Genomic DNA, 12,255 nt, shown 5'->3' with positions numbered 1-12,255 from the left:
ACTGTCGAAGGACGGTCGATGCACTGCTCACGCACTCACGCTACCCCCGTCCGCGGACGCTCGAGATGCGGCGTCCCCGCGCGAGCAGGCGGCACGTTAGGCTGAGGTGTCATGCTCGAACTAGATCTCTCCGCCGAAATCCAGGCGCTCAGGCACACCTTCGGCGACATCAGCGAGGTCGTCGATGTCTCCCACCTCCGCGACGAGATCGCGAGGCTCAGCGAGGAAGCCGGCGCACCCGACCTCTGGGACGACACCGAGCGCGCGCAGAAGGTGACCAGCGCCCTCAGCCACCGTCAGTCGGAGCTCGCCCGGATCACCGGCATCGCGTCGCGGCTCGACGATCTCGAGGTGCTCGTCGGCCTCGCGAATGAGATGGGTGACGAGGAGTCGGCGCAGGAGGCTCGCACCGAGCTCGCCGCGCTCACCGACGTCATCAACCAGCTCGAGGTGCAGACACTGCTCGACGGCGAGTACGACGAGCGCTCCGCGATCATCACCATCCGCTCGGGTGCCGGCGGCGACGACGCCACCGACTTCGCCGAGATGCTGATGCGCATGTACCTGCGCTGGGCCGAGCGCCACAAGTACCCCGTCAAGGTGATGGACACCTCCTACGCCGAGGGTGCGGGCATCAAGTCGGCGACCTTCGAGATCGATGCGCCCTACGCGTTCGGCACCGTGTCGGTCGAGGCCGGCACGCACCGTCTCGCCCGCATCAGCCCCTTCGGCTCCGCCGACAAGCGCCAGACGTCGTTCGCCGCCGTCGAGGTCATCCCGCTCATGGAGGAGGCGACCGAGGTCGACATCCCCGAGAACGACATCCGGGTCGACGTCTTCCGCTCCTCGGGCCCCGGTGGCCAGTCCGTCAACACGACCGACTCCGCCGTGCGCCTGACCCACCTCCCGACCGGCATCGTCGTGTCGATGCAGAACGAGAAGTCGCAGATCCAGAACCGCGCGGCCGCCATGCGCGTGCTGCAGACGCGCCTCCTGCTGCTGCAGAAGGAGCAGGAAGCGGCGAAGAAGAAGGAGCTCGCGGGCAACATCACCGCAAGCTGGGGCGACCAGATGCGCTCGTACTTCCTCTACGGCCAGCAGCTCGTCAAGGACCTGCGCACCGGGCACGAGTCGGGCAACCCCGCAGCCGTGTTCGACGGCGACCTCGATGGCTTCATCTCGGCCGGCATCCGCTGGCGCAAGCGTCCGGACCAGGACTGAGTATCGGCGACTGAGCCGATGAAGAAAGGCCCCGGAGGATTCCGGGGCCTTTCTTCATGAAACTGATGCTCTCAGCGCGCCGTGCCCCGGAGCGAAGTGGTCACGTCTTCGTAGCTGTAGATGATGCAGTGGACAGTGCGGTCGTCCATCCGGGTCCACGACGCCTTGGTCGGCGTGTAGTTGTAGATGTCGAACTCGGACTCCTCATAGGGAAGCCCGACGAACCCCTCGAACTGCGCGGCGCAGCCGTCCCAGGCGAGCTCGTAGATCGCGTCATCGCCGGGATAGTCGCCGTCGTCGAGCTGGTAGATGAAGTAGACCTCGTCGGTGTGCGGCTGATCGCAGGGCACGACCGGCACCTCGAAGATCTCCTCCTCCGGGTCGTACTCCACGAGGGGTATGCAGTCGCCGACGGCGAGGTCCGCGAAGGGGACCATCTCGGCGCCCTCGATCTCGGAGGGGTCGGTCGTCCCCTCCGTCGAATCATCGACCGGAGGCCGCTCGCTCGGGGTGGCGATCGGGACCGGATCGGCCTCCGCGGTCGAGTCGATCCCGAGAGTGAGGAGAGCCACCCCGAGCGCCAGCACCGTGCCGAAGACGGTCACGCCCATGCCGGTGATACCCGGCCACTTCGCGCCGCGGAGGAACAGCGAGACGAGCGAGGTGACGAAGCCGAGACCGAGCACGACCCAGCCGATGGCCGCGACCGGCGGAACACAGGCGAGGACGACGCCCAGCACCGCGACGGCGAGGCCGATGATCCCGAGGACGGAGACCTTGCGAGCGGGTGCCGGCGACGGCAGGTGCGTGGCCGCGCCGGGATACCCGGGCGCGGATGCCGCCGGGTACGTCGGAGCGGATGCCGCACCGGGATACCCGACCTGCGCGGGTATGGCGTAGGGCGGCACGAACGGCTGCGGTTCGGCAGCGACGGGGCTCGGCGTCACCGCCTCGACGGGCGCGACCGGTTCCGCAGGCGCACTCGGCTGCGGCTCTGTGCGCACGTGCGCGGTCCACTGCTGCCCGTCCCACCACCGCAGCGTTCCGGAACCGTCGTCGTACCAGCCGGCAGGTGTCGTCATCGATCTTTCCTGTTGTCTTCTCTGTGGTCGGCGGTCAGCCGGCCGAGGGCTCCACCGTCACCCGTGCGACCTCCTGCAGGAGCTCATCCGTGATGATGATGACGTACGAACCGCTCTGCGCGACGTCGAACGAGACCGTTCCCTGTGTCGTCTGCCCGGCGGGAAGCTCGCTGGACTCGAGGGTCGCGTCGCCGAAGATGTCGTAGTCGCCCGCCGCGCCCTCGGCGGTCTCGATCGAGAAGTAGAGCGGGTTCACGTAGGTCGTGCCGTCGAGCGTCTTCCACGTCAGGTCGACGAGCAGGTAGCCGCCGTTGGTGGGGTCGAAGCCGGAGTCATTCGTCGGGCTCCAGGTCGCGGAATTCACCGTCACCTCTCCGGTGCCGGACATCTGCTGCACGGTGACGGGTTCACCCATGCTGCCCTCGGCGACATCGGCGGGCGGTGCGCTCTCGTCGGTGCCGTCATCGGTTCCTGAGTCGGAGGTGGGGATCGGATCCGGGATCGCGTCCTCGATCTCGTTCGCGAGAGCGAAGAGGAAGACGAAGCCCATGATGAAGGCGACGATGGCGCCGACGATGGAGACGCCGAGACCCGTGAAGCCCGGCCACTTCTTTCCCTTGAGGAACAGGGAGATGAGCGACACGATGAAGCCCGCGGCGAGCAGGACCCACGCGAACGGCAGCGTGAACGGGATGAAGGCGAGGATCAGGCCGAGCGCGGCGAGGCCGAGTCCGACGAGTCCGAGGATCGACATCTTCTGCGGTCCCGTCGGAGCTGGGGCCGCATACGGAGCCGATGCCGGGTACCCGCCCGCGGCGTATGCGCCGGCCGCGGGATAGGCGCCACCGGTGGCCGGGTAGACGCCGGGAGCAGCCGGGTATGCCGGAGCCGTGGCGCCGGGGTACACCGGTGCGCCGCCCTGGGGGACAGGGGGGACGGGCGGGACGACCGGGGTCGATCCCGGGTGCGCCGAGGCTCCGTACGGAGCTGCGGGAGCCGCCGGAGCCGCGGGGGCCGCGGGAGCGGCCCAGTCCTGCGGTGCCTCGGGAGCGACGACCGTTTCCTCGACGGCATGCGGAGCGGACTCCACGGCCGCATCGTCGGGGGTGATCGGGGTCTCCGCGGGAACGACGACATCCGCTGCCGGGGTCTCGTCGACAGCAGGAATCTGCTCGACGACCGGGGTCTCGGCGACGGGCGTCTCGGCGACGGGCGCCTCGGTAGCAGCCGGCGCCTCGGTTGCAGCGGGCACCTCGGTTGCAGCGGGCACCTCGGCAGCAGCGGGAATCTCCGGAACAGCGGCGACCTCAGGAGCGGCCGGGGCCTCGGGGGCGAAGTGCTCCGTCCACTGCTGGCCGTCCCACCAGCGCTGGCGTCCGGATCCGTCGTCGTACCAACCGGCAGGTGTCGTCATGGTGTCCCCCTCGAAGTTCTCGGCGCGCGGAATCGCGTGTGTCGCCACTCCATGTATAGCAGTGGAGTGCGACGTCGATCAGGTCCATATCGCGGGGACGATCGCCCATGGCGGCGTGCGCCGCGCGGGGTGTCGCTCGCGGCATGACGAGAGGCGGCGCTTAGGCTCGTAGCGCCATGATTCGGTTCGAGAACGTCACGAAACGCTACCGCGGAACGTCGAAGCCCGCGCTGTCCGGTGTCGACTTCGAAGTGCAGCGCGGGGAGTTCGTCTTCCTCGTCGGCGCTTCGGGTTCCGGCAAGTCCTCCTGTCTGCGGTTGATCCTGCGCGAGGACGTGCCCACATCGGGCCGCGTCGCCGTGCTCGGGCGCGACCTGCGCTCCCTCGCCAACGGGAAGGTGCCGTACTTCCGTCGCCACATCGGCTCGGTGTTCCAGGACTTCCGGCTCCTGCCGTCGAAGACGGTGTACCAGAACGTGGCCTTCACGCTCCAGGTGACCGGATCGTCCCGTGGGTTCATCCAGCAGGCGGTCCCCGAGGCACTCGCCCTCGTGGGGCTCGACGGCAAGCAGAAGCGGATGCCGCACGAGCTGTCCGGCGGTGAGCAGCAGCGTGTCGCCATCGCCCGCGCCCTGGTCAACCGTCCGCAGGTGCTTCTCGCCGACGAACCGACCGGAAACCTCGACCCCGGGACCTCGGTCGACATCATGCAGCTGCTCGCCCGCATCAACGCCGGAGGCACCACTGTGCTGATGGCGACGCACGAGGCCGGCTTCGTCGACGCCATGCAGCGTCGCGTGATCGAGCTCAGCGACGGCGAGATGGTGCGCGACGAGGTGCACGGCGGTTATGGCGACACATCGAACATCCCGCGGCTCGTGCCGGAGGAGGTGCGCGGCGCCGCGGCGGCCGCCGCGCTGACGGCCGTGCAGGAGGTGCAGCGGCAGACCGCCGACCTCTCCGTGGTGCGAGCCGCTCTCGCCGAGGAGCTCGACGCGCAGCGCAAGGCCGCGGCATCCGCTCCCGCCCCCGTCGCGCAGACGGCGCCCGCCTTCACACGGCCGACGGAGCCCGGAGCGCAGAAGGCGGATGCCGCTGCCCCCAGTGCACCGAGCGAGGCTCGGCGCGAACCCGTCGAGGAGCAGACGCCGGCCGCTGTCGGTCCGCGCACGCACCCGATCGTCCTCCCGCAGGTCGACGTCGCGGAGCTCGGCGTCGCCGATCGCCTCGGCCTGTCCGACGACGATGCCGAGGAAGTGGGCCCGACCTCATGAGAATCGGACTGATCCTCACCGAGGCCCTGGGTGGCCTTCGACGCAACATCTCCATGGTGATCTCCGTCGTACTCGTCACGTTCGTGTCGCTGACCTTCGTCGGCGCGGCGATCCTGATGCAGTCGCAGATCGGCGTCATGCGCGGCTACTGGGCCGAGCGCGCCCAGGTCGCGGTGTACATGTGCTCGGCGGTCTCCGAAGCGGAGACATGCATCGACGGGACGGCGAGCGAGGAGCAGGTCGAGGCCGTCCGCGCGCAGCTGGAAGGCGAGGCGCTCGCTCCGCTGATCAGCTCGATGACCTTCGACACGAGGGAAGAGACGTACCAGAAGCTCGTCGACCAGCTCGGCGCGGATCAGGCGAGCGTGCTGACGCCCGACCAGGCGTTCGAGGTGTTCTTCGTGACGATGAAGGATCCGGGTCAGTCGCAGGTGCTCGCCGAGGCCTTCAGCGGACAGGCCGGTGTCGAGCAGGTGCAGGACCAGCTCCAGTACCTCGAACCGCTCTTCTCCGCGTTGACCGTCGCGACCTACATCGCGGTCGGCATCGCCGTGCTGATGCTCATCGCGGCGACGCTGCTGATCGGCACGACCATCCGGTTGTCGGCGTACGCACGGCGGAAGGAGATCGGCATCATGCGCCTCGTCGGCGCCTCGAACCGATTCATCCAGACGCCGTTCGTGCTGGAGGGCGTGTTCGCCGCGTTCCTCGGCTCCGCCCTGGCCAGCGCGGCCGTGGTCGCAGGTGTGCACTTCGGCGTGAACGGCTATCTGCGCGGGCGCGTGCCCTTCATCACGACGTGGATCACGATGGGGGACGCCGCTCTGGTGGTGCCCGTCCTCATCGGCATCGGCGTGATCCTGGCCGCCCTCTCGGCCGGCTTCGCGATCCGTCGCTGGCTGCGCACCTGATCCGGCCTCGCACCTGATGTAGGCTGGTGGGCTGGCCACAACAGAGAGCAGGAGCACCATGCCCAGGGAACGCGGGGAGAAGGTCGTCGCGACCAATCGTCGCGCACGTCACGACTACAACATCGAGAAGTCGTACGAGGCGGGAATGGTGCTCACCGGCACCGAGGTCAAGTCGCTGCGCCAGGGGCGCGCCAACCTCAGCGACGGCTATGCGTTCGTCAAGGGCAACGAAGTGTTCCTCGACTCCGTGCACATCCCGGAGTATTCGCAGGGACACTGGACCAACCACTCCGCGAAGCGCATCCGCAAGCTTCTGCTGCACCGAGCGGAGATCGAGAAGATCGCGCACGCCGTCTCGGCCGGCGGCTACACGCTGATCCCGCTGAAGCTGTACTTCTCCGACGGCAGGGCCAAGGTCGAGATCGCCCTCGCGAAGGGCAAGCGCGAGTACGACAAGCGGCAGACCCTCCGCGAGCGCCAGGACACCCGCGAGGCCGACCGCGCCATGCGTCTGCGCAACCGCGTCGGCGAGTAGTCGTCGGTCTCAGAGGCTCGGAGTGAAGGCGAACACCCGCCCCAGGAAGGCCAGTTCGCGTTCCAGGGCGTTCACGATCGTCGTCCCGCTGCGGAACCCGTGACCCTCGCCGGGGTAGACGACGTACTCGTGCTCGACGCCGTTCGCCGCCAGAGCATCGCGGATGGCCTCCGACTGCGACGGCGGCACGACCCGGTCCTCGGCTCCCTGCATCAGCAGCACGGGCACATCTATCCGTTCCGCATGCGTCAGCGGTGAACGCTCGATGTAGAGGGCCTCGGCCTCCGGGAGCGGTCCGACGAGCCCGGTGATGTAGTGCTCCTCGAAGCCGTGCGAGTGCTCCGCCAGCATCCGGAGGTCCGCGACGCCGTAGCGGCTGATCCCCGCGGCGAAGGTGCCGCCGCGCACCAGCGCCGAGAGGACGGTCCAGCCCCCTGCCGAGCTTCCGCGGATCGCGATGCGCGAGGCATCGGCGAGACCCGCGTCAGCGAGGCCGCGCGCGGCGGCGATCACGTCGTCGACGTCGACGATTCCCCATTGCCCGTGCAGGCGGTCGCGGTAGGCGCGACCGTACCCGGTGGAGCCGCCGTAGTTGACATCGAGCACGCCGATGCCCCGGCTGGTGTAGAACGCGATGGCGGCGGATGTCGCGCCGGTGACGTGTGCGGTGGGGCCGCCGTGGACGAAGACCACGTACGGAGGCAGCTCGCCTTCCGGCGCTGCGGCTTCGGGGTTGGCCGGAGCATAGGCGAACGCATGCACCGAGCCTTGGCCTCCGTCCACGAGGATCGCGGTGGCGGGCGGCATCCAGGCGGTGTCGACCGGTTCGCCGCCGGCGACCGTGATCGTCTCGCCGGAATCGAGGTCGACGCACCAGACACCGGGTGCGCTCGTCGAGCTGCTGCCGGAGAGCAGCACGCGAGAGCCGGACACGTCGTCGACGCTCACATGGCCGTCGCAGGGGACGTCGAGGGTGCGGGTCGAGCCGTCGGCAGCGATCTCGACGACGTCGTCGCGGCCGTTGGTGCGCACCGCGACGATGCGGCCGTCTGCGAGGGGCTGGTACCAGCGGTTGCCCAGCACCCAGAGTCCATACCCCGTGTCGGCGTCGCTCGAGGTGATCGCCTCCGGAGCGCCGTCACGTGTGCCGGGTACCAGCGACAGGCGCTGGAGCTGCCAGCGGCCGGTCGGGTCGTCGGCGTAGAGCAGCTCGGTGTCGCTCACCCATTCGGGCTGGAGGGCGGCGCGCGTGGCGACCCAGGGGCCCGCCTCGCCTTCCGCGCCTTCGTCGTCTGCTTCGTCGATCTCGGAGATGACCAGCGTCGCGCTCTCCCACGGCATCCGCGCGCCGTCCCACGCGACCCAGGCGATGCGCGAGCCGTCGGGCGAGAGCGCGGGATGTGCGACGAAGGCGTCGCCCTGCGTGAAAGCACGGATCGCGGCGTCATCCGCTGCCGCTGAACCGTCGGTCGGGATCTCCACGATCCCTCGGATCTGCGCTGCTCCGCGGAGGTCCTCCCGCACGGCGAGGAGCCGTCCCTGCTGCAGACGGAGTCCGCCGTGCGAAGGACCTGCGGGGGTGAGCGGGACAGGACCTGCACCGGGCGAGAGCCGGTACACGCGCTGGTCTCCCGCGTCGACGAAGTACAGCGTGCCGTCGGCATCCGCGGTCCAGGCGCCGCCGCCGTACTCGTGCACGCGCGACCGCGCGCTCCACGGCGCGGGGAGGATCACCGCGCCGCTCGAGCTGCGGACCGTCACGCGCCCTCCCTCGGACGGCACCGACTCGCCCCACCAGATCTCCGAGCCGACGAATCGCGCCCCATCGATCCGAGGGGCGGAGGCCGCGACCGAGGCGGCGGAGAAGGGCGATGGCCAGGAACCGTACGGGGACGACATGGTTCGAGCCTAGGCGGCCGTCGAAGCACGGCCTCCCGAAACCGGGAGGACGGCTCTCATGCCGGCGGACGGCGGATGCCGAAGGGGCGCGGTCAGACCGCGCGGAGCACCGCCACGACCTTGCCGAGCACCGTGGCCTCGTCGCCGAGGATGGGCTCGAAGGCGGAGTTGCGCGGGAGCAGCCAGGTGTGGCCGTCGCGGCGGCGGAATGTCTTCACGGTGGCCTCGTCGTCGAGCATCGCTGCGACGATCTCGCCGTTCTCCGCGCTGTTCTGCGAACGGATGACGACCCAGTCGCCATCGCAGATCGCCGCATCGATCATCGACTCCCCGGACACCTTGAGCATGAACAGATCGCCCTTGCCGACCAGCTGGCGGGGGAGCGGGAAGATCTCCTCGACCTGTTGCTCCGCCGTGATGGGCACGCCGGCCGCGATCCGGCCGACGAGCGGCACGAGAGCGGCATCGCCGACCGGTGTGGCCACGTCTGCCGGGTTCTCGCCGCTCGTGCCGGGAAGGTCGATCAGCACCTCCATCGCGCGGGTCTTGCCCGGATCGCGGCGCAGGTAGCCGCTCAGCTCGAGCTGTCCGAGCTGGTGGGTCACGCTCGAGAGCGACTTGAGTCCGACCGCATCGCCGATCTCGCGCATGCTCGGCGGGTAGCCGTGGTGGGCGATGGAGGTCTGGATGACCTCGAGGATCGCCATCTGCTTCGGGCTGAGGCTCTTCCGACGGCGCGTCCGAGGGGCCTCCTGCTCCGGGGCTGAGTTCTCGCTCATGGTGCTCCTTCAGTACGCGATCCGACGTTCCTCTTCGAATGTCGGAGGCCCGTGGTGGGGTGTTCTTATCGAAACCGTATCCGAGAATCGGCCTGATCTGGAAGATCTGTTCGAGCGTGTCGGAAGATTCGGGGGTCCGATTTCGAAGAACAGTTGACAGATGTTCGAACTCGAAGATATCTTCGGAACGTAGCTTCGCATTCACGGCTCCCGGCCGAGACGCGAATGCGAACGCTACGCCAACTTCACCGCCGGCCTCGCCGACGGGGACAGGGTAAGGAGCCCGACATGAGCAGCATCAGCATCAGCACCGCAGCGGTCATCCCGGCACGCCCGGCGACCCGGTCGCGACTGCGACTGACGGCTCGTGGTCGTGGTGTGCTGCTCGCCCTCTCCGCGGTTCCACTCGCAGTCGGCATCGCCTTCGCGGCGATCAGCGGAGGCAGCGCCATCGCCGCGGGCGACGACACCGCCGGCAGCTTCAGCAGCGCGGACTTCCAGACCGTGACGGTTCTCCCCGGTGACACGCTCTGGTCGATCGCCAACACGGTCGCCCCCACCGCCGACCCGCGCGACGTGATCGGCGAGATCAGCCGTCTCAACATGCTGCGCGGCGGGGCCCTGCAGATCGGCCAGGAGCTCGCGATCCCTGCGCAGTACTCGAACTGACCCTTCGGCAGGCTCAGTCCTTCGACGAGTTCAGGAACCCATCCTTCGGCAGGCTCAGGAACCCATCCTTCGGCAGGCTCAGGAACCCAAGGGGAGGGGTGCGTCACGCGGAGGGCGCGCGGCCTAGCATGGAAGGGTGACTTCCTCACTCGATGCCCTCCCGCTCCGTGACGATCTTCGCGGGCTCACCCCGTACGGTGCGCCGCAGGCGCCGCTGCCCATCGCGTTGAATGTCAACGAGAACACGCATCCCGTGCCCGATGCGGTCGCGAGCGACATCCTCGACGACATCGCCGTCGCGCTGCGCGATGTGAACCGGTACCCGGATCGTGAGTTCACGACACTGCGCGAGGGATTCGCCGAGTATCTCGGTCACGGCCTCACACCGGATCAGATCTGGGCGGGCAACGGCTCGAACGAGGTCCTCCAGCACATCCTGCAGGCGTTCGGCGGCCCTGGGCGCACGGCGTTCGGCTTCGCGCCGACGTACTCCATGTACCCGCTCATCTCGCAGGGAACGGGGGCGCGCTGGATCGCGGGCAACCGTCAGCCCGACTACACGATCACGCCCGACGAAGCGGCGGAGCAGGTCCGTGCGGTCGATCCCGACGTGATCCTGCTCTGCTCGCCGAACAACCCGACCGGCACGCCGCTCGGACTCGACGTCGTCGAAGCGGTGTACGAAGAGGCGCGCGGCATCGTGGTCGTGGACGAGGCGTATCAGGAGTTCGCGCCGCGCGACGCGGCATCCGCTCTGACACTCCTCGAAGGACGCCCGCGTCTGGCCGTCTCCCGCACCATGAGCAAGGCGTTCGCCTTCGCCGGCGCGCGCGTGGGCTACCTCGCAGCGGACCCCGCCTTCATCGACGCGCTGCGCCTGGTGCGGCTGCCGTACCACCTCAGCGCCCTCACCCAGGCGGCGGCGGTCGCCGCGCTGCGCAACTCCGACGTCATGCTCGGCATGGTCGAGGAGATCGTCGAGCAGCGCGACCGCATCTCGGCGACGCTCGAGGCGCTGGGTTACACGCCCCACGAATCCTGGTCGAACTTCGTCTTCTTCGGCGGCGTCGCCGACCCGCGCGCGACGTGGCAGCAGCTGTACGAACGCGGCGTGCTCATCCGCGACGTCGGCATCCCGGGTCACCTCCGCGTGACGGCGGGCACCGAGGCCGAGACCACCGCATTCCTCGATGCCCTGGCCTCGATATGATCGGCATCATGAGCACTCTCGCCCAGAACCCGCGCACCGCGAGCCGTGTGCGCAGCACGTCGGAGTCCACCGTCGAGCTCGAGCTGAACCTCGACGGCACCGGAGCCTCGCGCATCGACACCTCCGTGCCGTTCTTCGACCACATGCTCACCGCCTTCGCGAAGCACTCGCTGACCGATCTCACCGTCCGCGCATCGGGCGACACGAACATCGACGCGCACCACACCGTCGAAGACGTCTCGATCGTGCTCGGTCAGGCGATCCTGCAGGCGCTCGGCGACAAGTCGGGCATCTCGCGCTACGGCGACGCACTCGTGCCGCTCGACGAAGCTCTCGCGCAGGCCGTCGTCGACATCTCCGGACGCCCGTACCTCGTGCACGAGGGGGAGCCGGCAGGGTTCGAGCACCACCTCATCGGAGGACACTTCACGGGTTCGCTCGTGCGGCACGTGTTCGAGGCCATCGCCTTCAACGCGGCGCTGACGGTGCACGTGCGCGTGCTCGGTGGTCGCGATCCGCACCACATCGCCGAGGCGGAGTTCAAGGCCTTCGCCCGTGCGTTCCGCCAGGCCAAGGCCCTCGACCCGCTGGTCGACGGCGTTCCGTCCACCAAGGGCGCGCTGTGAGCCGAGCGCCCAGGGTCGCCGTCTTCGACTACGAGTCGGGCAACGTCCACTCGGCGGTCAAGGCGCTCGTCGCGGCCGGTGCAGATGCCATCCTCACGCGCGACCGCAAGGAGGCGCTCGAGGCCGACGGTCTGCTCGTGCCCGGCGTCGGCGCGTTCCAGGCCGTGCGCGACGCGCTGCATGCGCACGGCGGAGACGAGATCATCGACCGTCGCCTCGCCGGCGGTCGCCCGGTACTCGGCATCTGCGTCGGCATGCAGGTGCTGTTCGCGCACGGAGTCGAGCGGGGTCACGACACCGAGGGCCTCGGGGAGTGGCCGGGCGCCGTCACCGAGCTCAACGCGCCCGTGCTGCCGCACATGGGCTGGAACACGGTCGAGCCCGGCGCCGACAGCGTCCTGTTCCGCGGGATCGAGCAGGAGCGCTTCTACTTCGTGCACTCGTACGCCGCCCAGTCCTGGGAACTCGACGTCATCCCGCCGTTCCCGCAGCCCGTGCTCACGTGGTCGACGTACGGCGATCCCTTCCTCGCCGCCGTGGAGAACGGGCCCCTGTCGGCCACGCAGTTCCATCCCGAGAAGTCGGGCGAGGCCGGAATCCAGCTGCTGCGGAACTGGGTCGAGAGCCTCTGACGC

At 69.1% G+C, this 12,255-nt stretch carries 12 protein-coding genes; 8 read left to right on the top strand and 4 right to left on the bottom strand.

Features of this window, described 5'->3' with window-relative positions; genetic code table 11:
• Positions 1-111: 111 nt before the first annotated feature.
• Positions 112-1,221 carry a peptide chain release factor 2 gene (prfB, locus tag DC434_RS16215; RefSeq protein ID WP_116636354.1) on the top strand — a complete coding sequence of 370 codons (1,110 nt, stop codon included), beginning with the start codon at positions 112-114 and terminating at the stop codon, positions 1,219-1,221.
• Between the two features lie 71 nt (positions 1,222-1,292).
• On the opposite strand, the gene DC434_RS16210 is transcribed toward prfB, so the two are convergent.
• Positions 1,293-2,303 carry a DUF2510 domain-containing protein gene (locus tag DC434_RS16210; RefSeq protein ID WP_116636353.1) on the bottom strand — a complete coding sequence of 337 codons (1,011 nt, stop codon included), beginning with the start codon at positions 2,301-2,303 and terminating at the stop codon, positions 1,293-1,295.
• A 34-nt stretch (positions 2,304-2,337) separates the two neighbouring features.
• The gene (locus DC434_RS16205) at positions 2,338-3,717 is read right to left on the bottom strand and encodes a DUF2510 domain-containing protein (protein WP_133192835.1); all 1,380 of its coding nucleotides are present in this window, start codon (positions 3,715-3,717) and stop codon (positions 2,338-2,340) included.
• Between the two features lie 176 nt (positions 3,718-3,893).
• Between DC434_RS16205 and ftsE the strand changes: the two genes are divergently transcribed.
• The 3 genes from ftsE to smpB are packed head-to-tail and all read left to right on the top strand — an operon-like array spanning position 3,894 to position 6,437.
• Entirely contained in the window at positions 3,894-4,991 is a 1,098-nt protein-coding gene (ftsE, locus tag DC434_RS16200) for a cell division ATP-binding protein FtsE (protein ID WP_116636351.1), read from the top strand.
• The gene (gene ftsX, locus DC434_RS16195; protein WP_116636350.1) at positions 4,988-5,902 is read left to right on the top strand and encodes a permease-like cell division protein FtsX; all 915 of its coding nucleotides are present in this window, start codon (positions 4,988-4,990) and stop codon (positions 5,900-5,902) included. Before ftsE ends, ftsX begins: the two co-directional genes overlap by 4 nt.
• A gap of 58 nt (positions 5,903-5,960) precedes the next feature.
• On the top strand, positions 5,961-6,437 hold the full coding sequence (gene smpB, locus DC434_RS16190) for an SsrA-binding protein SmpB (RefSeq protein ID WP_116636349.1): 477 nt from the start codon (positions 5,961-5,963) through the stop codon (positions 6,435-6,437).
• A gap of 9 nt (positions 6,438-6,446) precedes the next feature.
• On the opposite strand, the gene DC434_RS16185 is transcribed toward smpB, so the two are convergent.
• A complete protein-coding gene (locus DC434_RS16185) occupies positions 6,447-8,336 on the bottom strand; it encodes a prolyl oligopeptidase family serine peptidase (protein ID WP_116636348.1) in 1,890 nt (629 codons plus the stop codon).
• 92 nt (positions 8,337-8,428) lie between these two features.
• Positions 8,429-9,115, bottom strand: a complete 687-nt coding sequence (gene lexA, locus DC434_RS16180; RefSeq protein WP_116636347.1) for a transcriptional repressor LexA — start codon at positions 9,113-9,115, stop codon at positions 8,429-8,431.
• Positions 9,116-9,403: 288 nt separating this feature from the next.
• On the opposite strand from lexA, the gene DC434_RS16175 reads away from it, so the two are divergent.
• The 4 genes from DC434_RS16175 (at position 9,404) to hisH (ending at position 12,252) form a co-directional block, all read left to right on the top strand.
• Positions 9,404-9,784, top strand: coding sequence for a LysM peptidoglycan-binding domain-containing protein (locus tag DC434_RS16175; RefSeq protein ID WP_116636346.1), 381 nt, complete (start codon positions 9,404-9,406; stop codon positions 9,782-9,784).
• A 136-nt stretch (positions 9,785-9,920) separates the two neighbouring features.
• On the top strand, positions 9,921-10,994 hold the full coding sequence (locus DC434_RS16170) for a histidinol-phosphate transaminase (RefSeq protein ID WP_116636345.1): 1,074 nt from the start codon (positions 9,921-9,923) through the stop codon (positions 10,992-10,994).
• 8 nt (positions 10,995-11,002) lie between these two features.
• Complete coding sequence (gene hisB / locus DC434_RS16165; RefSeq protein WP_116636477.1) at positions 11,003-11,620, top strand: imidazoleglycerol-phosphate dehydratase HisB; 618 nt, start codon at positions 11,003-11,005, stop codon at positions 11,618-11,620.
• Complete coding sequence (gene hisH / locus DC434_RS16160) at positions 11,617-12,252, top strand: imidazole glycerol phosphate synthase subunit HisH (protein ID WP_116636344.1); 636 nt, start codon at positions 11,617-11,619, stop codon at positions 12,250-12,252. Before hisB ends, hisH begins: the two co-directional genes overlap by 4 nt.
• The last annotated feature ends 3 nt before the right edge of the window (positions 12,253-12,255 follow it).

This window comes from Microbacterium sp. TPD7012 (genome assembly GCF_003075395.1).
Classification (GTDB): domain Bacteria; phylum Actinomycetota; class Actinomycetes; order Actinomycetales; family Microbacteriaceae; genus Microbacterium.
The sequence above is the reverse complement of the archived record's forward strand: the minus strand, read 5'-3'. Positions and strand labels throughout refer to the sequence as shown.